Origin of the sequence: Novosphingobium mathurense (genome assembly GCF_900168325.1) — a bacterium.
Classification (GTDB): Bacteria; Pseudomonadota; Alphaproteobacteria; order Sphingomonadales; family Sphingomonadaceae; genus Novosphingobium; species Novosphingobium mathurense.
This window is the reverse complement of record NZ_FVZE01000007.1, coordinates 78,739-96,503: the sequence shown is the minus strand read 5'-3', so window position 1 is coordinate 96,503 and position 17,765 is coordinate 78,739. Positions and strand designations below refer to the sequence as shown.

Annotated in this window: 19 protein-coding genes; 7 read left to right on the top strand and 12 right to left on the bottom strand. The window is 62.1% G+C overall.

Going from position 1 to position 17,765, the window contains the following annotated elements; translation table 11 throughout:
* Positions 1-125 precede the first annotated feature (125 nt).
* The 10 genes from tnpC to B5483_RS18240 form a co-directional block, all read right to left on the bottom strand.
* The gene (gene tnpC / locus B5483_RS18285) at positions 126-1,652 is read right to left on the bottom strand and encodes an IS66 family transposase (protein ID WP_079731503.1); all 1,527 of its coding nucleotides are present in this window, start codon (positions 1,650-1,652) and stop codon (positions 126-128) included.
* A gap of 153 nt (positions 1,653-1,805) precedes the next feature.
* Positions 1,806-2,159, bottom strand: a complete 354-nt coding sequence (gene tnpB / locus B5483_RS18280; RefSeq protein WP_245829361.1) for an IS66 family insertion sequence element accessory protein TnpB — start codon at positions 2,157-2,159, stop codon at positions 1,806-1,808.
* Complete coding sequence (gene tnpA / locus B5483_RS18275) at positions 2,156-2,584, bottom strand: IS66-like element accessory protein TnpA (protein WP_162896113.1); 429 nt, start codon at positions 2,582-2,584, stop codon at positions 2,156-2,158. The genes tnpB and tnpA overlap by 4 nt, the downstream gene beginning before the upstream one ends.
* Before the next feature lie 455 nt (positions 2,585-3,039).
* Positions 3,040-3,531 carry a flavin reductase family protein gene (locus B5483_RS18270; RefSeq protein ID WP_079731448.1) on the bottom strand — a complete coding sequence of 164 codons (492 nt, stop codon included), beginning with the start codon at positions 3,529-3,531 and terminating at the stop codon, positions 3,040-3,042.
* Positions 3,532-3,758: 227 nt separating this feature from the next.
* On the bottom strand, positions 3,759-4,865 hold the full coding sequence (locus tag B5483_RS18265; RefSeq protein WP_079731447.1) for an AraC-like ligand-binding domain-containing protein: 1,107 nt from the start codon (positions 4,863-4,865) through the stop codon (positions 3,759-3,761).
* A gap of 278 nt (positions 4,866-5,143) precedes the next feature.
* On the bottom strand, positions 5,144-5,470 hold the full coding sequence (locus B5483_RS18260) for a DMT family transporter (RefSeq protein WP_079731446.1): 327 nt from the start codon (positions 5,468-5,470) through the stop codon (positions 5,144-5,146).
* Positions 5,471-5,590: 120 nt separating this feature from the next.
* Positions 5,591-6,448 carry a fumarylacetoacetate hydrolase family protein gene (locus tag B5483_RS18255; RefSeq protein ID WP_079731502.1) on the bottom strand — a complete coding sequence of 286 codons (858 nt, stop codon included), beginning with the start codon at positions 6,446-6,448 and terminating at the stop codon, positions 5,591-5,593.
* A gap of 23 nt (positions 6,449-6,471) precedes the next feature.
* Positions 6,472-7,401, bottom strand: a complete 930-nt coding sequence (locus B5483_RS18250) for a VOC family protein (protein ID WP_079731445.1) — start codon at positions 7,399-7,401, stop codon at positions 6,472-6,474.
* 112 nt (positions 7,402-7,513) lie between these two features.
* Positions 7,514-8,623 (bottom strand): LLM class flavin-dependent oxidoreductase, encoded by a 1,110-nt coding sequence (locus B5483_RS18245; RefSeq protein WP_079731444.1) that lies wholly within the window; start codon positions 8,621-8,623, stop codon positions 7,514-7,516.
* A gap of 190 nt (positions 8,624-8,813) precedes the next feature.
* Positions 8,814-9,797 (bottom strand): AraC-like ligand-binding domain-containing protein, encoded by a 984-nt coding sequence (locus B5483_RS18240; RefSeq protein ID WP_079731443.1) that lies wholly within the window; start codon positions 9,795-9,797, stop codon positions 8,814-8,816.
* A 307-nt stretch (positions 9,798-10,104) separates the two neighbouring features.
* On the opposite strand from B5483_RS18240, the gene B5483_RS18235 reads away from it, so the two are divergent.
* From B5483_RS18235 to B5483_RS18205, 7 genes are all read left to right on the top strand, one after another.
* Positions 10,105-11,061, top strand: a complete 957-nt coding sequence (locus B5483_RS18235) for an alpha/beta hydrolase (protein ID WP_079731442.1) — start codon at positions 10,105-10,107, stop codon at positions 11,059-11,061.
* A gap of 8 nt (positions 11,062-11,069) precedes the next feature.
* Positions 11,070-11,852 (top strand): SDR family NAD(P)-dependent oxidoreductase, encoded by a 783-nt coding sequence (locus B5483_RS18230; protein ID WP_079731441.1) that lies wholly within the window; start codon positions 11,070-11,072, stop codon positions 11,850-11,852.
* A gap of 24 nt (positions 11,853-11,876) precedes the next feature.
* Positions 11,877-12,605 (top strand): SDR family NAD(P)-dependent oxidoreductase, encoded by a 729-nt coding sequence (locus tag B5483_RS18225; RefSeq protein ID WP_079731440.1) that lies wholly within the window; start codon positions 11,877-11,879, stop codon positions 12,603-12,605.
* Between the two features lie 21 nt (positions 12,606-12,626).
* Positions 12,627-13,409, top strand: coding sequence for a glutathione S-transferase family protein (locus B5483_RS18220; RefSeq protein ID WP_079731439.1), 783 nt, complete (start codon positions 12,627-12,629; stop codon positions 13,407-13,409).
* Positions 13,410-13,437: 28 nt separating this feature from the next.
* Positions 13,438-14,334, top strand: a complete 897-nt coding sequence (locus B5483_RS18215) for a sugar phosphate isomerase/epimerase family protein (RefSeq protein ID WP_079731438.1) — start codon at positions 13,438-13,440, stop codon at positions 14,332-14,334.
* Positions 14,335-14,400: 66 nt separating this feature from the next.
* The gene (locus B5483_RS18210; protein WP_079731437.1) at positions 14,401-15,285 is read left to right on the top strand and encodes an NAD(P)-dependent oxidoreductase; all 885 of its coding nucleotides are present in this window, start codon (positions 14,401-14,403) and stop codon (positions 15,283-15,285) included.
* The gene (locus B5483_RS18205) at positions 15,282-16,076 is read left to right on the top strand and encodes a TIM barrel protein (protein ID WP_139384060.1); all 795 of its coding nucleotides are present in this window, start codon (positions 15,282-15,284) and stop codon (positions 16,074-16,076) included. The genes B5483_RS18210 and B5483_RS18205 overlap by 4 nt, the downstream gene beginning before the upstream one ends.
* Before the next feature lie 51 nt (positions 16,077-16,127).
* Here the strand turns inward: B5483_RS18205 and B5483_RS18200 are convergent, their stop codons facing one another.
* Both B5483_RS18200 and B5483_RS18195 read right to left on the bottom strand, forming a co-directional pair.
* Positions 16,128-16,874 (bottom strand): SDR family NAD(P)-dependent oxidoreductase, encoded by a 747-nt coding sequence (locus tag B5483_RS18200; RefSeq protein ID WP_079731435.1) that lies wholly within the window; start codon positions 16,872-16,874, stop codon positions 16,128-16,130.
* A gap of 76 nt (positions 16,875-16,950) precedes the next feature.
* On the bottom strand, positions 16,951-17,685 hold the full coding sequence (locus B5483_RS18195; RefSeq protein ID WP_176168103.1) for a dienelactone hydrolase family protein: 735 nt from the start codon (positions 17,683-17,685) through the stop codon (positions 16,951-16,953).
* Between the last annotated feature and the right edge of the window lie 80 nt (positions 17,686-17,765).

The window sequence follows — 17,765 nt, the reverse complement described above, 5'->3', positions numbered from 1 at the left end:
TGAGCGTCGTATCTGGCACAATCTGCCGGCAGAACGGATGTCGTGTGGCCTGCATCGTAAGCGGTAAAAATCCCCCACTTGCCTTACGGCGCGGCGACGGTGGTTTGCTGTTGTAATGTTTGTTGTCAGGCGGCGCTGGCGATGCCGGTCATTTCGAACACGGTTTGTCCGGCATTTGTATTGACCCAGTTGTACGGCAACAGGTCGTCGACCTGATCAGTGTCCGCACGGCTGATGACCCTGGTAAGCACATCGGTGAGGTAGGCGTAAGGGTTGATGTCGAGCATCTTGCAGGTTTCGACCAGCGAGGCGATTGCCGCCCAGTTCTCGGCGCCGAGCTGGTGTCCTGCGAACAACGCATTCTTTCTCTGGAGAGTCACTGGCCGGATCGCTCGTTCGGCGGCGTTGTTGTCGATCTCGATGCGGCCGTCGTCGAGGAAGCGGGTGAAGCCTGACCAGCGCTTCAGTGCGTACTTTATCGCGTCGCTGGTCGCTGAACCCGCCATTATGCGCGGAGCCGTGGCCACGAACCAGGCATGGAGTTTGTTGACCAGCGGCTGCGTTCGCTCCCGTCGAACCGCAAGGCGATCTTCAGCCGAACGCCCGCGGATGCCTTTCTCGATCGCGTAGATTGCAGCGATGCGTTGCAAGGCATCCTGGGCCACTGGGGCATCGCTGCCCGCGTCTATAAACCCGCGCCGCAGATGCGCCCAGCAGTAGGATTTCTCGACGCCAGCGTTTGCGCCGTCTTCCTTGCCGAACTGGTCATAGGCTTGCCACGCGTCGACCTGCAGGAGTCCCTGGTATGAACCCAGCAACTGCTTGGCCCACATCTTTCCACGTCCCGGCAGGTAGGTGTAGAGCGCCAAAGGCGGATCGGTGCCGCCATGCGTGCGATCGTCACGCACGATGACCCACATGTAGCCGGTCATCGTCTTGCCGGTTCCGGGCGCCAGCACCTTGACTGTGGTTTCGTCGACGAACAACCGCGCGCTTGCCAGCGCATCGGCGCGCATCCGGGTGATGATCGGCAGCAGAGCCGCGATCCCGCGCCCAACCCAACCAGCCATAGTGGCGCGGCTGATGGTGATGCCTTGGCGAGCAAGGATCTGGGACTGCCGATAAAGTGGCAAGTGGTCACAGTACTTGCCCACCAGGACATTGGCGATCAGCGCCTCGGTTGGCAAACCGCCGGGAACCACATGCTTCGGCGCGGGTGCCTGTTGGACGCCATCTGTACAACAGCGGCAGGCATAGCGCGGGCGGACCGTCACGATCACGCGGTGTTGCGCCGGGATGATGTCGAGCCGCTCGGAACGGTCTTCACCGATCCGATGCAGCGCGCCGCCGCAGCCGCATTCCAGACTGCCGGGCTCGATGACCACCTCGAAGCGCGGCAGGTGTCCGGGCAAGGAGCCGCGCTCGGCATCAGGTGCACGCCGTCGGCGCGGCTTGCGGCCGTAGCGCTCGGCCTCCTCGTCAGCCTTGTCCTGCAGTCCGTCGGCCTCGCCGAGCGCCACATGCTGGTCTTCGAGAGCCAGCGCCAACTGGTCGGCCGGAATCTTTTCGGAACGTTTGCCAAAGGTCGTACGGTTGATCAGCTTCAGGATGTGTTCGAGCCGTGCAGCACGGGCGCGTTCAGCCAGCAGCATCGCCTTGAGCTGCCCAACGTCGTCAGGAAGCTCGTCATATCCGACTTCCACACCGGTCGCCGCAAGGGTTCAGGATGCTCCTCCCCGCTGACAGTCTAGCCGATTTTGCGTGGCGGGAAACGGGTTTGAGCCCAAGGGAATCGGGCGTAAGACCTACTGTGCGTGCAGCGGCTTGGGCACTCGCGGCACGTGTACACGCGACCAGTCCAGGCCCTCGATCAGCGCGGAAGCTTGCGCCGCCGACAGCTTCATCACGCCGTCTCCCGGCCTGGGCCAGCGGAATTTTCCATCCTGGAGCCGCTTCGTCACCAACACCAGACCGGTCCCGTCCCAGACCAGGAGTTTTATCCTGTCTGCCCGCCGAGCACGGAAGATAAACAGCATCCCCGAGAACGGGTCGAGACGCAGTTCACTCTGCACCAGCGCGGTGAGCCCCACCATGCCTTTCCTGAAGTCTACGGGCTGCGTCGCTACCAGCACCTTCAGCGGCCCCGGCGAAATAATCACGAGTTCGCCTGCACCGCCAGCAATACCCGCTCGATGTGATCCGCGCTAACTCCCGCTGGTATCCGGATCGCCAACCTCGCAGTCTCGATCACGATCTCGCCGTCTACGACCCGCAGCGTCTCGCGGAAAGGCTCTTCAACGTGCTCTACCATCGCCGGAACGAACAGCGCGGAATCTGGCCGCATCTTTTCCGCGTGCTCCTGAAACCCGCGTCGCCAAGTGTACAACTGCTGCGGATATATCCCGTGCCGACGCGCCACTTCCGACACATTGACCCCCGGCACCAGGCTTTCCGCAATAATCCGTGCCCGCGCCTCGGGCGTCCAGCTGCGCCTCCCGCGCGGCGCGGCAACCACATCAAGCCGCTCAGGCCGAACCAGTGCATTCGTTTCGAAACTCGTTTCGAAATCCGTTTCGTCGCTCATCACCAACCTCGCCATCCATACAGGCGAAACTACCAATCAGCGCACAATTGAAAATGTGGGGGTTCTCGACCGCTTACCCTGCATCGGACCGACCGGCTCATGAGCGCGCAAGTTCCGCGGACCCCGCGAGATCCCTCGCCTCTCGCTCCCATAGCTTGGGGCCTTCCCGGTCATTGGGCGTCGCGGGTCCCGCTGGTGACCCGGCTCCTCCCGGCACCAGAAGCGCCGCGTTCGAGGTCGCGCGGCCTGACTTCCGCCGTATCGACGTCCGCGCCGAAAATTCCGATAGGTAGCCGACATGAGGCTATTCAACCATCCGCGCCGTCACCGCGAGATCGATGCGAGCTGCGGTTCCGTCTGCGCTAGACGTTGGGCCCTTTCACGGAAAGGCGCCTTCCGAAAAAGCCCTCGCGACCCAAGGGCGTTACCGCGTGACGATCGACGCGGTCAGCATCTCAGGCTCTCCGGGAGAACGCACCATACTCACCCTTGAAGAACAACATGGGATCAGCATCTCGCATGACTTCCATTCCAACGACACGTCCCATGACAAACAAGTGATCGCCTGCCTCAAGGACGCTCTCGAGATGGCACTGAATTGCAGCCAGGGAGTTTTTGAGGACTGGCAGGCCGTGTTCGGAAATTTCGTAATCCACCCCTAGGAATTTTTCGTCGACCGACGCGATCTGCCGACATGTCGTCGCCTGGTCGATGGCCATTACGTTCACGCAAAATCGACCGGCCTTCGCAATTCGCGGCCAGCTCGTCGATGTACGTGCGGGAAAGAAGCCCACTAATGGTGGGTCAAGCGAAATAGATCCAAACGAGCCAACCACCATCCCCAGTGGCTGATCATCTGAATCGGTGGCGGTTACCACGCACACGCCCGTAGGGTAGTTTCCAAGAACTCTTCGAAAGAATTCCGCTTCGATCTGTATCTCGGCCATTGTGGTTCGATCTCTTGGAGAAAGGATGGGAAAAGGATGGATCAGGTGAACGATGGCAGCTTGGCGGGAGACATCGCGCGGATTGCGGAAAGCCTCGAACGACCATCCATACAGGGCACAGCGCCAAGATGCCTCGGCCGCGACTTTGAGAACGCAGCGGATCCAGGCAATTGTTGCGCGCCAGCATGACGCGCCTGCTTAACCAACTGAACCTGCCTTCGGCGCCGCTATTGCCGCATATCGGGCAAAAGGCTCGGGGGTTCCGGCGGAGTGACTTGCAGGCATTCGATCGACTTGGTTCGAAATTGCTTTGGAGTCATGCCGAAGCGAGACCTGAACAAGCTGCTGAAATGGCTTTGGCTACGAAATCCGCACCTGTGAGCGACCTCCTTGATGGAAAGCGGCTTGAGGCTCGCATCAGCCAGGGTCTTGCGCGATGCCTCGAGCCGCATCGCCAAATGGGTACCGTGCACGCTCTGGTCCGCCGCCTCGAAGGCCCGATGCAGATGCCTTACCGAAACCCGAAGTGATTTCGCGATAGCGCAGGGATTCATGTCCGGATCCCCGATATTTTCCTGTATGTACCGGACAGCGCGTCGATGTAAGGCCCAGCGCGCCGAGGTTCCATTTACGATCGTACGGCTTGAATGCTGATCCATCATCATTCCGACCATGTCGAGTAAATTGTCCTCCACCATGCCGCGAGCATCGTTCGGCAGGCCCCGGATTTCGCGCGAAAGACTTACCATGAGATCTCGGGTCATCCGCGAGATGCTGCCGCCGATCAATTTGGACGTGCCGCAGAAAGCATAAGGATCGCGCACGCGCGAAAGAAGCACCGAGCTTGGTATCTTGAGGCAAAGCAACTCCATCGGATCGGAATGCTCAAATTCATAGGGTGACCCTGTGTGCAACAAGGTAAAGTGACCGCGGTCGACAACGATATCACGACCGAACTGGGAATAGCTGGGACGTCCACCCAGCATGATATTCAGGAGAAAGAACTCCTCTGTCTCCGAGCATATATGCTGCTTGGTCCGTCGCGCATATTCAGCGTCTGCGGCTATCCGTGCGATGTGCGTGCGACTTACGGGGTTGATTTCCACATCCCCCTTGAAGGCCGAGCCCCTCGTGGAAAGATCCACTCGCACCAGATGATCGCCAATCAAATCGGTCCAACCTGGCGGCGGGTTTGGCCGCCTGAACGCCGGCCTGGCGAGGCTCGTTCTGGCGGGCAGCGCGACGCCGGCCTCCTCGATCGCGACGCGGACACTCCTCGCGGAGCAACCTGAGTCCATTTTCTCTCTCCCCGCGGCCCCTTCGGAGGCCGTCATTTTTCGTCTTCAAATCTCGGAGCTTCTGACCTGTCACGTCATTCGGTGCAAAGTTCGACAGGCAACGAACCGCCGCGGTTCGTCGAGCGACCAAAAAGCGAAGCATTCTCCGTATCTGCCCGTGCTGGCACGGATCGAAGCGGGACGAAGGCTCATCCTGTCAGTCTTGAAACACCCTGACAACCCGTCGCCTGCCTTGCGTGCACTGAGATATCCAATCGAGTGCACGATCGCTACAATCGTGGTGCACCGCCTCCTCGTCGCAATCGGGCGTCCGTTCAGACGGTCGCCGCATAACCGACCAGGCCTGCAGCGGCGAACAACGCGATAAGCTTGGCCGGCGGTGCTGGTTCGCCAAAGAAGATGACACCGATGAGCACCGCACCTACCGGCATCGCGATGGAAAGAGCGGGGAAGATGATACCCAAGGGGATGCCGGCAGAGACCAGCTTAGCCAGACAGCCAATTCCAATCAGGAACAACGCAGCTCCCAAAAATGTAGGCCAGAACTTCGTGAGACCCTCTGTCAGCGGGATCAAGTAAATACCTGCCCATTGGGTAACAACAGACAGAATTGCAAGCATAATCAATACTGACTTCGACATCCCACAATCCCCATGTATATTTTTAGATTATCGTGAACTCAGATAAGACAGGCCTCGCTTACGGCTTTGCAAACATCCTGTCCGGCACTGGGAGCACCGGACGCTGAAACAAAGCGATCGTCATTCGGGTGCGAAGGCGGCCTCGATATGACCAAGCTTCTCGAACTCGACGCGAACCACATCCCTCTCTGCCAAAAAGCTGGGCGGCTTCATAGCTGCGCCAACTCCGCCGGATGTGCCAGTGAAGATCAGGTCGCCAGGCTCCAGCGTCATGACCTTGGTAAGGTGCGCTACTTGGCTAAACACATTGAAAAGCAGATGCCTGGTATTGGAACTCTGCCTCACTTCGCCATTGACCAGGCAACGAAATGCCAATTGGTGCGGGTCGCCCACCTCGTCGCTTGTGACGATATAGGGGCCGAACGGAGCGTGGGTGTCGAATGACTTGCCGAGGGTCCATTGCGGGGTCATTTTCTGCCATTCGCGCACCGACACGTCGTTGCCGCAACAATAGCCGAACACATATGTTTCCGCGTCGGATTCCGGAATGTGCTTGCCAGCTTTCCCGATTACCGCGACCAGCTCCGCTTCGTAGTCGACGGTGTTCGGTGAAGCTTTAGGCAGCGCGATGGGATCATATGGCGGGTGGGCACTGGTCGATGCCTTGCTGAACCATAGCTGGTGCTCGGGCGTCGCCAGGCCGCTCTCGGCAATGTGATCCTTGTAGTTGAGCCCGATCGCCATGATCTTGCCCGGTCGCGGGATTGGAGCCAGCAGATGGGCCTCCGCCAAGCCGACGGATTCGTGACTCGACGCGACGAGAGCCTCGATCTGCGGACGCAGCGCCTCCCAATTGCGGATGAGGTCGATCATGGTGGAGGCCTGATCGGGAAAGGCTCGGCCGACACAGATGATGCGATCATTTTCGACAACACCGACTTCGGGCCCCCGGCCCATTTCGAAAGTTACCAACTTCATGAACAAGAATCCTTGATTGCAAATCAGAGAGAACCGGGGAATTCTGTCCCCCACAGACGGCTGTGGAGTTCCTTCATACCGTATCGCCGAGCCTGATCGGAGGAGACGAGAAGGTCACCATCGGTCCAATGCTCAAGAACATGGCCGAACGGATCGCGCCAGTAATCGAACACCTGACCGCCAAGCAGGTGCCGGCCAACACCCCAGGACTTTGTAGCACCTGCTTCCTCCAGGTAATCATGTCCGACCAGCAGGTCGTCCATGTCCAGCACCTCGAAGGCAGCGTGTCGGTAGGCCGGATCGCTCCCGTTCTGGGCGAGGAAGAGGCTATGATGGTCCGCGGGTTCGTCACCGCGGTCACAGCGCATGAATGAGCCGAGATAGTGGCCGTCGTCGAGCTCAATGGCATCCGAGACCAGCAGGCCGAAGCGTTCCTGGTACCACGCCTCGGAGGTAGGCGCATGCGCCACCGACAGGACGAGGTGTCCAAGCCTCATAACATGAGACGGTCCCGTCGAGAGTTCCGCATCTTTGCGGCCCATCCGCGTGACCCGGCCATATTGGTTCCAGTTCCGCCCCCCTGGAAGCACGTCCTCTTGCGGAGCGCGCCCGGCGACAGCATCTACCGCAAAGCCATCCGGGTCGGTGAGATGCACGACCTTGCCGCCGCCCGGACCAGCGAGATCCTCGACGGGCAGCCCGTCGGCGATCGCGAGACGCTCAAGGGCCTCAAGCGAGCCGACGTCAAATCCTACCGCAGCAAAACCGGCTTGCTCGCCGCGAATTGTCTTGTGCAGGAAGGGGGCTTTCCCCCATCCGGTCATATACAGGCTGTCGGCATCGCCGCCCTCTGCCTCGCGTAGACCGAACTCGAGGAGAAAGGCACGCATCCTCTCGAGGTCGGGCGCGGAGAAGACCACATAGGCCAGATCTTGTGCACTGGTCAGAGCCATAATGAAGAGTTCCTCGCATTCAGTTCATCTGTGCGCCGGCGCCCGGTGGGTAACGCCGGTGCGATATTGGTGGCGCAGGACCTGGCGACCGGCGCACCGGGCCAGGGCGGTTTCAGGCCGCGGCCACCTGAGGCTTGGGCGACAGCTTCTTGCTCAGATACGGCACGATCTCGTTCTGCAGCTGGCTGATCGAGTTGCGCCATTGCTCGGGCGAGTCGAGATGGTCGTAGGAGTCGGCGCAAAGAACGCCATAGCCGCCCGAGCGATGGTAGAGTTCCTCGAGCTTCTCCTTCACCGTTTCGACCGAACCCACCGTCCAGCTATGCTTGGCCAGATATTCGACGGTGACGTCCGAATCCGGATCACTGGGGTCCCGCTTGAGGGCATCCGCGAGACCGGCCTCCTTGAGCATGGGGAGATAGAAATTCGCCCAATGCTTGCCCATCGGCCCATTGATTGCATAGTCGAGAGCTTCCTTGTCAGTCTCGCCGACGATGATTTCACGGACGATGCGCCAGTTTTCGCGCGACGGCTGAGGTTGGCCAGCTTCCTCGGCGCCCTGCTCGTACGCCTCCCAATGCGACCGGATGTAATGCACGCCGAAGCAAAAGCTGGTCGGGATAAGACCCAGGCGCCCAGCGGTGCGCAAGGAACTCGAACTGGCCGAAGCGCCGGTCATGGCGAGGGGGATCGGATCCTGCTTGGGACGAAGGTGCAGCTTGAAGCGATCTTCGAGCATCGGCTCGGGGATGAATGCCTTCCAGAACTTGCCCGAAATGTCACCGGGCTCTGTACGGGTCCACAGCGTGCGCATGATGCGGATGCTCTCTTCGACCATCTCTCGAGCCACGCCCGACTTGATATCGATACCGAGCATCTCAAGGTCAGTCGGCACACCGCTCGCACCCAGGCCGACCGTCATGCGCCCGTCCGAGATATGGTCCAGCCATGCGATGCGGTGGGCCAGTTCCACCGGGTGGTAGAAAGGCACGATGAAGGCGCCGGGGTTGATACGAAGGTTCTTCGTCTGCGCGAAGCCTTGCGCGATCAGCAGGTCGTTAGGTGCCTGCGGTTCGCTCACCACGGTGTAATGCGAGCCGATCCAGGCTTCATAGACGCCGATCGAGTCCAGCCACTTCAGATAGTCGAGGTTGTGGTAATGACCATCCTTCAGGCTGCGATGCGGCGGATGGCTCGGGGTGTTCAGCGTTCCAAATTTCATGGGTCTCTCTCCCAGCGACAAGAGCGGCGGCCGATTTCGGCTCTTCACCGCGGCTCATTGCAGCCTTGCTGGCGTCTCTGGATTGGGAAAGATTGATTGCGCAGTTGGGCGCTGTCTTGAACGCTTAAGGTCGTTATGATGAAAAATAAGCGTGTGGCGATGTCGATTTCGCGCATTTGCGCGGACGAACCTAGCGCACCGCGGACCGGGCCTGGCGAGGTGTGATGCCGAATCGCGCCCCGAAGGCGCTGGCGAAATGACTCTGGCTCTTGAAGCCGCAGCGGAAGGCAATCTCCTTCATCGACAGCGGAAACAGTTGCGGGTCTTGCAGGGACGCCATCGCGTGCTCGACGCGGAAATTCATTAGCGCATTCCGCACCGAGACACCGCTGTCCTCGAAGACGCGGTGAAGGTAGCGCAAGGAAATGCCTGTACCGTCGGCGATCATCTCAGGGCTCAGTTCGGGCCTGTGCAAGTTGCTTTGCATGAACGAGGTGGCCCGGCGATGGATCGCGCGTCGCGCCGAGGTGCCGTTGATAGGAGTGCGATCTGCGCTCATGTTCAGAATGAGAGCGATCGTGTCGAGCAAATAAGCTTCGATGTGCGGCGCGTCAGCGAGTGTAAGGCCGTAGCTCTCAGCGGTCGCCCCGGTGAGCAATTTCAGACCGCCACGCGAGTAGCTATCTTTCACCTCGATTTGCCGCCCGCAGAAAGCGACCGGGTCGATCACTCTACCGCGCAACGCCAACGCGGGCACCTTGAGACACAAGGCGGATTGCACGTCGGTATGCATGAACGAATAGGGCTCGGTTGTGTCGATCAGCGTGAAGCTGCCCGGGGTCAGCGAATATTCCTGACCCAGATGCTCATAGGCTGTGGTTCCGGACATCTGGATCTGGAGCATGAAATAAGGTTGAGCATGGGGATCGATATGCTGCTGCCGGCGATCTACGCGTTCCGGGTCGGTGGTGTAATGGCTAAGGTCCAGCCTTCCGATACGGTGATGCTGGATCTGTGCGTGGAATGGCCCGCTACGCAACGCTTCGAATTCGAGCGGGATGTAGAGATCAGAAATGATCTCCTGCCAATTTTGCCCCACCGTACGAGAAACGAATTGGCGGCGCAGAACTTCGCGCGCAGACTCCGTGCGTCGGACAACAGTCGTTGTCGGCATCGTCCCGTCCCGTTCGTACCCATCGCTTTGAGCGACGGTGTTGCGCCTCAGTGGCGGCAGGGTGAGCCACCACTGATTCCCGTCCCGGCAGGATAATCAACGCAAAATGGAAGCGCAAGCGTGACGATTTGCGCTGTTTCCCTTCCGGCCCGCGGCGATCTTGCTGGCGAGTTTTGCATCTCGCAGCACTAAATATGTCATCATAGCGCAAACCCCGCTTTGCCGCTCCGTGAGCCTTGACGCAGCCGATCAATTTCCCGCTTCTAGGCGAACTGCCAGAACAAGACAGAAATCGGGAGAATGGCTGATGGCGCACGAAGTCCGCCAGGAGATAATCACGTTCGAGAGCTGCGGCGAACGCTGTGCCGGCACGCTCTTTCTGCCTGCGGACCAACAAAATGCGCCGTATGTGCCGATCGTGATGGGCGCCGGGTTTACCGGCGTCAGGCAAATGATCGAAGAGTTCGCCATCCATTTCGCCAAGCGCGGCTACGCTGCGCTCACGATCGACTACCGACATTTCGGCGAAAGCGAGGGCCAGCCGCGTCAGTTCCTGTCGCCTTGGCGCGAAGTAGAAGACTATCGCAACGCGATGACCTGGTGCGAAAACCGCGCCGAGCTCGATGGCGACCGAATTTGCGTCTGGGGCTCCAGCTTCGCCGGCGGCATCGTCCTCGCCGTCGGCGGGCTTGACCGGCGTGCGCGAGCGGTAATCAGCCAGGTTCCGGTTATCAATGGACACAATTGGCTGCGTGACATGCGTACCCTCGCCCAGTGGGAGGACCTTCTTCTGCGCCTCGAGGACGACCGGCGAATCCGGGCGGCCGGTGGAGAAGGCGGCACGATCCCCTCGGCAGCCGACGTTTCGCAGGGCGAAGACGGTGCGATCTGCGATCCGGGCGGCGCCTATTTCATGTCCACCCTCGAGCAGACCTATCCCACTCTCAAGGCGAAGGTGACCCTGTCGTCGCTCGACGAGATCATCACCTTCGGCTCCGATCACTTCGTCCAGTATATCGGACCGCGTCCGCTGCTGATGATCGGGGTCGAGGGCTGGGACGTCGTTCACTCGCACGAGGAAGTGCTTCGCACCTACCAGCTCGCCCGTGAGCCGAAGCGCATCGAATTGCTGCCCTATGATCAGCTTGGCGTATCCTATGGCGCAGGCCTGCTCCATGCCGCCGACACCGCCGTCGACTTCCTCGAGGAAGTCCTGCCGATCGGGAGCCGCAAGGGCGCACGGATCGGGCGAACCTCGTTCTGAGGCGCGCGATGCAGGTTCCACTACTTCTTCCCGACAAGGTCGCGCTCGTCACCGGCGCAGCGAGCGGCATCGGCCTGGCAACCGCCGAGGTCTTCGCCAAAGCCGGCGCCCGGGTCGTCCTGGTCGACCGCGATGCCGACCGCCTTCAGCAGGCCGCCGCGGCTTTCGCGCCGGACCGCAGCCTCACTCTGGTCGGCGATGCCACCGACGAGAGTGAGGTAGCAGCCTATTTCGAGGATGCGAGACGGCGCTTCGGCCGGATCGACGTGGTGATGGCCAATGCCGGTTGGCTCGGCCCGCCGGCACAGGTGACCGACCTCGCGTTCGGTCAATGGAACAAGTCGCTTTCGGTCAATCTCGGCGCGGCCTTTCTCAACGTCCGCGCCGCGGTCCGAATGTTTCTTGATCAGGGCGGGGGCGGAAGCATCATTTGTACGGCTTCTGGCGCGGCCGTCGAAGGGGTACCGACCCGCAGCGACTATGCCGCGGCAAAGCACGGCGTGCTCGGACTTGTCCGCTCCGCCGCGCGCGAGGTTGGCAATTGTGGCCTGCGGGTCAACGCCTTGCTTCCCGGCGTTACCGAAACCCCGATGATGGAGGAGGATCTCGCCAAAGCCGAAGCGGTCGGTGGTTCGGCCAATGGCATTCGAGAAGCGCTGAGCGCCGGCATACCCCTCGGCCGCTGGGCCGATCCGCGCGAAATCGCGAGTGCCGCGCTGTTCCTGGCCTCCGACATGAGCAGCTACGTCACGGGCTCGGCGCTCGTCGTCGATGGAGGCTTTACCGTCTAGTCTCCAAAGGAAGGAATTGAAGACATGGGCCGATTGAACGGAAAGGTCGCGATCGTTACGGGCGGCGGCAGCGGCATGGGTGCCTCGCACTGCCGCCGTTTTGTTGCCGAAGGCGCGCGGGTGATCTGCACCGACCTCAACGAGGATGGCGGCAACGCCGTGGCGGCTGAACTGGGTGATGCCTGCAGCTTCGTCCGTCACGACGTTTCCGACACGGAAAGCTGGGCAGAGGTCTGCACCGCTGCAGAACGGGTCGGCGCCGTCAATGTTCTGGTCAATAACGCCGGCGTGCTCGGCGAAAGCCCGATCGCGGATTTCTCCGACGAGCTGTTCGACCATGTCGTCTCGATCAACCAGACCGGCGTGTTCAAGGGCTGCCGCGCAGTCACCCCGCTGATGCGCCGCGCCGGCGGCGGGTCGATCGTCAATATTTCGTCGCTCGCCGGGCTCAGCGGCTTTGCCAATGGCGCCGCCTACTGCGCGTCCAAATATGGCGTGCGCGGTCTTTCGCAGGTCCTCGCCGTCGAACTTGGTCGCGAAAATATTCGCGTCAACTCCATCTACCCGGGCGTCATCCAGACTCCGATGATCGAAGGACGCGACGTACCGCGGATGGTGGCCCCGCACATTCCGCTCGGCCGCCTCGGCCGTCCCGAGGAAGTAACCGCGATGGTCCTGTTTCTTGCCTCGGACGAGGCCAGCTACTGCTCGGGCGGCGAGTTCGCTGTCGACGGCGGCCTCCACGCCGCCTGATTGCTTAAGGGAAGAACGCAGATGACGGTGGTCCTCTATCATACCAGCGGCGCGGTTTGCCCGCAGAAGGTTCGCATCGCCCTCTTCGAGAAGGGGGTGACGTGGGAAGGTCGCGAATGTTCGGGCCCTGCCCTTCGTGATCCCGATTATCTCCGGCTCAACCCCAACGGCGTGGTGCCGACCCTGGTTCACGGCGACCGGGTGCTGATCGAAAGCAGGATCATCAGCGAGTATATCGACGAGGCCTTCCCCGGCCCCGCGCTCCTTCCCGCGGATCCGGCCGACCGCCACCTCGCACGGCTCTGGTCCAAACAGATCGACGATGCCTACCACCTCTACCTGTTCATCCTCACCTTCCCATCCGTCGCGGCTGAAATATATCGCGCCATGCCCGATGCGGTTCGGGCCACGGCGATGCCCGGCCTGCGCAACCCGGTGAAGCGCCGGATCTCCGTAGAACTTCTGGATGATGGGCTCGCCTCGCCGTGGGTGGCGGAGGCGATGCGGCAGTTCCGCCGTCTCGTTGACGAGATGGAGCAGGCTCTGTCCCGCACCGAATACCTAGCAGGCGAGGCCTATACCCTAGCCGACGCGGACTACACCACCTACATCGCCCGCCTCTCCGATCTCGGCCTGGCCGCGCTATGGGACGAGCGGCCAGCGCTGCAGCGCTGGTGGGAGGCCGTGCAGGCCCGCCCCAGCTTCGCCGACGCCATCCTGCGCTGGCGCAGTGCCGAGGAGCAGGCCGGCTATCATCGCGCCGCCACGATGTTCCGCAATCAGTTCCCGCAAATCCCGTCGTAATGACCGCCAACCACCGAAAGCTCGCGCCATGACCGAAAAGTTCAACCTCTCATACGCCAGCCACCTCGGTTATCTTCCGCCCGACTTCCGGCCGCTGTTCGAAGCGAGCGTCGATCATTCAACCGATCCCGGCGCGCATGTCGAATTCGCCGCCACTCAGGGTTTGGCTGGCGTGTTCCATCCTTGGGTTGCGTCACACCCTCGCGATCATAGAGAGCGATTTGCGCAAGCCGTGGCTGACCACGGCATGCAGTGCGGTGGAATTGTCTTTGCCCCGTTCGATGTATTGACTACGCCGCTGTGGGTCCGCGACACCGACGAAGCACGAGAAACTGTCGATGCCCACCTTGCCCACTCGGCCCATGTGGCGGCAACGCTGGGCTCGAAGGCATTGGTAACCGTGCTATGCCGAGACGAAACGCTCGATCCCGCTGTCCAATGGCGCACTCTTGTCGACCGACTGCGCCGTGCCGGCGACCAAGTCGCCGCTCGCGACCAGATGCTAGTGGTCGAGCCGATGATGCTGCTTCCGGCGATGTTCCTCGACACCTTCGAACAGGGGGTCCGCCTCCTCGACGAAGTCAATCACCCCGCAGTCAGGCTGATCTTTGACACCGGCCACGTGGACATGATGAGCGGCGACATCCAACGCACCTGGCGCGAATCGCAGCACCGCGTCGGCGTCGTTCAGTTGACCGACATGCCCGGCCGCATTGAACTGGGCGCCGGTCGGCTCGACATGGTCCGCTTCCTCGAGCAGGTGATCCGCGACGGCCACGCCGACTCGCTGATCGAACTCGAATGCGCCTGGGCCGATCCGACGCTCGCGGGCGAGCAGGCCGGCATGGCGGCGCTGCGGGCGATTGACAGCCAGCTTGGTCCGTTGTTGCAGGAGCGTCGCTCCGACACGAGCGCGGCAAATTGAGGAATCGCCAGAAATGAATCAACCCAGCGGGCGGTTCGGCCGCCTTTCGCAAACGGACGAGCGCGCATGAACCTCGCGCGCCGCATTGCCGTGCTCGGCATCGGGATCATGGGCGAACCCATGGCCCGCAATCTCGCTCGTGCCGGTCATTCCGTCGTCTGCTGGAACCGCTCGCGCGAGAAGACAACCCGGTTGGCCGCCGAAGGCCTCGCCGTCGCCGACAGCCCCGCCGCCGCAGCTGCTGGAGCCGACTTCATCGTGGTCATGGTCAGCGACGGCAACATCGCCGATCAGATCCTGTTCCACGGCGACGAAGCCACGGTGCTCGGTGCTGAGGCCGGCACATGCGTCATCATGATGAGTTCGATCGCGGTCGAGACCTCGCGCGAACAGTCGCGCCGTCTAGCCGAACTGGGCATCGCCTACGTCGATGCTCCGGTTTCCGGGGGCGAGAAGGGAGCGATCGAAGCAACACTGTCGATCATGGCCGGTGGTAGCCACGCCGACGTCTCCGCAGCCCGCCCGGTGCTCGAGGCGATGGGCCGCGTAACCCATGTCGGACCGGTCGGCGCGGGGCAGCTGTGCAAGCTCGCCAACCAGTTGATCGTCGGCGTCACGATCGGTGCTGTTGCCGAAGGCTTGGCGCTGGTTGCGGCCGGCGGCGGCGATCCACGCGGCGCATGGACCGCGCTTCAGGGGGGCTTTGCCGACAGCACGATCCTGCGCCAGCACGGGCAGCGGATACTCGATCGACGCTTCGATCCCGGGGCCCGGTCATCGATCCAGCTCAAGGACCTCAACATGATCGTCGCTCAAGCTCGCGGGACCGGGCTGCACCTCGAACACGCCGAACTGGCACGCGACGAATATGAGGATCTCTGCGCCCGCGGTCACGGCGATCTCGATCACGCGGCGCTGTGGCTCAGGATCATGGGTGAGCCGGACCGGTGAAATTCTCTGCCAGCCTCACCTTCATGTTCACCGAACTGCCGTTCCTCGACCGCTTCCAGGCGGCGCGGGATGCCGGTTTCGACGGCGTAGAAATCCAGGTCCTGCCCGACCTGCCGTTGGCCGACATTGCCCGCGCCCGCGAAGCCGCCGATATCACCGTGGCCCTGATCAACGTCGGCATGGGCGACCTGCTGGAGGGCGGCCTCGGGCTGTCGGGCGTGCCTGACCGGCGCGATGCCTATGCCGCCGCCCTCGCCCGGGCCATGGCCGCGACCGAGGCGCTGGCCGTCGCCCACGTCCATGTGGGCCCCTCCCGAACCGGCAGCGCCCGCCGCGAAGATTGCCTCGCCACCTATCGTGACAATCTCGCCCGCTCGCTCGACGCAGCGCAGCGCCTGGCGTGCCCGCCTCGGCTGCTGATCGAGCCGATGAACCGCGTCGACATGCCCGATGCGCTCATCACCGACATCGCCGCTGCTGCCGCCATAGCCCAAAACTCGCCGGAAAATCAGTTGGGCCTGCTGTTTGACATCTACCACGAGACGATGAACGGACACGATCCGGTGGAAAGCTACCGACGCCATTCCGCCGAGATCGCGCACGCCCAGTTTTCTAACGTACCGGGACGACGCGAACCGGGGGTCGGCGAACTGGATCTGAGCGGCATTCTGGCGGCCCTCGTTGCGGCTGGTTACGATGGCTGGTTCGGCGCCGAATACAAGCCATCGGCGACGACCACGGCCACCCTTGGCTGGCTGGCGCCCTGGCGAGCCATTGCTGCGCGCTCCTGAACCGTAGCGGCCGCCGAGATCCGGCAACCGCTGCCGATCAACGCTGTCTACCTACTGCAAGCGATGGATCGCCCGACCGCCGTTCACCTGCAGCACCTGTCCGGTAATGAAGTTCTCGTCGGTCGCCAGCCACAGCGCCGCCTCGGCGATGTCGTCGGCCGTGCCCAACCGCTGTAGCGGTGTGGCGCTGCGGCGCTGCTCGCGGGCGGTAGGATTGGCCATCAGCGGGGCAGCCATCGGGGTGTCCGCGGTTGGTCCTGGGGCAATGCTGTTCACCCGGATGCCGCGCGCTCCGAATTCGGCCGCGACAGCGCTAACCACTAGGTCGCCGGCAGCTTTGGTCGCCATGTAGGTGGCGTGGTTTGGCAACAGGGCGATAGCAGTCACCGAGGAAATCTGGATAACCGACCCTCCATCCGCCATCACCCGCAGCGCGGCCTGGATGAACTGGAAGGTGCCGATGAACTGGATATCGGTGATCCGCCGCAGATCCTCGATCTGCTCCTCAAGAAACGGCGCGAAGTGCGTCGCGCCGCTGGCGTTCACCGCAATGTCGAGCCGTCCAAAGCGCTCCACTGCCGTGTTCATCAGCCTCTTCAGGTCCGCTTCGCTGGTGATGTCGCAATGGACCACTGCCGCGCCCAACGAATCGGCGAAGGGTTTCACTCCCGCCTCGTCGCGCACGCCCAGTACGACCTTCGCGCCTTCGCGCACATAGCGCTGGGCGATTGCCTGGCCCATGTTGCGCAATGCGCCGACTCCCAGGATAACCGCGACCTTGCCCTCAAGCCTGCCCATCTCAGTTTCTTTCTCGTTGTAGTAAACGTTGCTGCCATTGCCCGGTCCGCCGTGGCAGGCGAACCGCCCATATCGGTCAGGACGCTGGCGTCATTGTTTCGGCAAGGAAGTGCGTCATGAAACCCCAACTGCGCTCGTCGATATTCTTGGAATAGGAACCAAATCCCAGCGCGGCGAGGTGTTCGGCCTCGATCATGTTGGTGAAGGCATGGCGCACACCGCCTAGCTTGATCGTGGTCCAGTCGACCTCCGCGGCCGTCATTTCGGCCTCGAAATCGGTAACCTGCTGGTCGGGGATGATCGGGTCGTCCGCCCCGGTGATCACCAGCACCCGCCCCTTGATGTTCCTCGCGTCGGCGGGGTCGGGCGTATCGAGCAGCCCGTGGAAGCAGACCACCGTTCCGACGTCCGCGCCGCTGCGGGCAAGTTCAAGCGCGGCCAGACCGCCGATGCAGTAACCTACCGCCGCAGTGCGTGAACGGTCGACCCCGGGTAGGGCGATCAGCGCGTCGAGCGCGCCGTTGACCCGCGCGCGGACCAGCGAGCGGTCCTCGCGCAGAGGAGTGACGACTTCCATCACCCTTTCATGGGTATCTGCGATCTGTCCCCCGCCGTACATATCGGCGGCGAGGACGCAGTAGCCGAGTTCGGCCAGCATCCGCCCGCGCAGTTGCGCATGGGCGTCCAGGCCGGGCCCTTCGTGGAAGACCACGATGCCCGGCTGCGGCGCCGATGTATCGCGCCGGTAGACGATGCCGCGCGCCGCAATGTCGCCGGCAGAATATTCATGGGTGCTTTCCGCAACGCTCATCATCTACTCTCCGAAATGCCGCCTTCGGCAGTGCGTGTCGCACCACGAGCGCGCCTTGTCCGGACGTCAACTTGGCACAG

Bases quoted from the DNA above. Each gene is read 5' to 3' on its own strand.
- tnpC (WP_079731503.1), bottom strand. From the start codon at position 1,652: ATGCTGCTGGCTGAACGCGCCCGTGCTGCACGGCTCGAACACATCCTG.
- tnpA (WP_162896113.1), bottom strand. From the start codon at position 2,584: ATGAGCGACGAAACGGATTTCGAAACGAGTTTCGAAACGAATGCACTG.
- B5483_RS18270 (WP_079731448.1), bottom strand. From the start codon at position 3,531: ATGGCCGAGATACAGATCGAAGCGGAATTCTTTCGAAGAGTTCTTGGA.
- B5483_RS18265 (WP_079731447.1), bottom strand. From the start codon at position 4,865: ATGACGGCCTCCGAAGGGGCCGCGGGGAGAGAGAAAATGGACTCAGGT.
- B5483_RS18260 (WP_079731446.1), bottom strand. From the start codon at position 5,470: ATGTCGAAGTCAGTATTGATTATGCTTGCAATTCTGTCTGTTGTTACC.
- B5483_RS18255 (WP_079731502.1), bottom strand. From the start codon at position 6,448: ATGAAGTTGGTAACTTTCGAAATGGGCCGGGGGCCCGAAGTCGGTGTT.
- B5483_RS18250 (WP_079731445.1), bottom strand. From the start codon at position 7,401: ATGGCTCTGACCAGTGCACAAGATCTGGCCTATGTGGTCTTCTCCGCG.
- B5483_RS18245 (WP_079731444.1), bottom strand. From the start codon at position 8,623: ATGAAATTTGGAACGCTGAACACCCCGAGCCATCCGCCGCATCGCAGC.
- B5483_RS18240 (WP_079731443.1), bottom strand. From the start codon at position 9,797: ATGCCGACAACGACTGTTGTCCGACGCACGGAGTCTGCGCGCGAAGTT.
- B5483_RS18235 (WP_079731442.1), top strand. From the start codon at position 10,105: ATGGCGCACGAAGTCCGCCAGGAGATAATCACGTTCGAGAGCTGCGGC.
- B5483_RS18230 (WP_079731441.1), top strand. From the start codon at position 11,070: ATGCAGGTTCCACTACTTCTTCCCGACAAGGTCGCGCTCGTCACCGGC.
- B5483_RS18225 (WP_079731440.1), top strand. From the start codon at position 11,877: ATGGGCCGATTGAACGGAAAGGTCGCGATCGTTACGGGCGGCGGCAGC.
- B5483_RS18220 (WP_079731439.1), top strand. From the start codon at position 12,627: ATGACGGTGGTCCTCTATCATACCAGCGGCGCGGTTTGCCCGCAGAAG.
- B5483_RS18215 (WP_079731438.1), top strand. From the start codon at position 13,438: ATGACCGAAAAGTTCAACCTCTCATACGCCAGCCACCTCGGTTATCTT.
- B5483_RS18210 (WP_079731437.1), top strand. From the start codon at position 14,401: ATGAACCTCGCGCGCCGCATTGCCGTGCTCGGCATCGGGATCATGGGC.
- B5483_RS18200 (WP_079731435.1), bottom strand. From the start codon at position 16,874: ATGGGCAGGCTTGAGGGCAAGGTCGCGGTTATCCTGGGAGTCGGCGCA.
- B5483_RS18195 (WP_176168103.1), bottom strand. From the start codon at position 17,685: ATGAGCGTTGCGGAAAGCACCCATGAATATTCTGCCGGCGACATTGCG.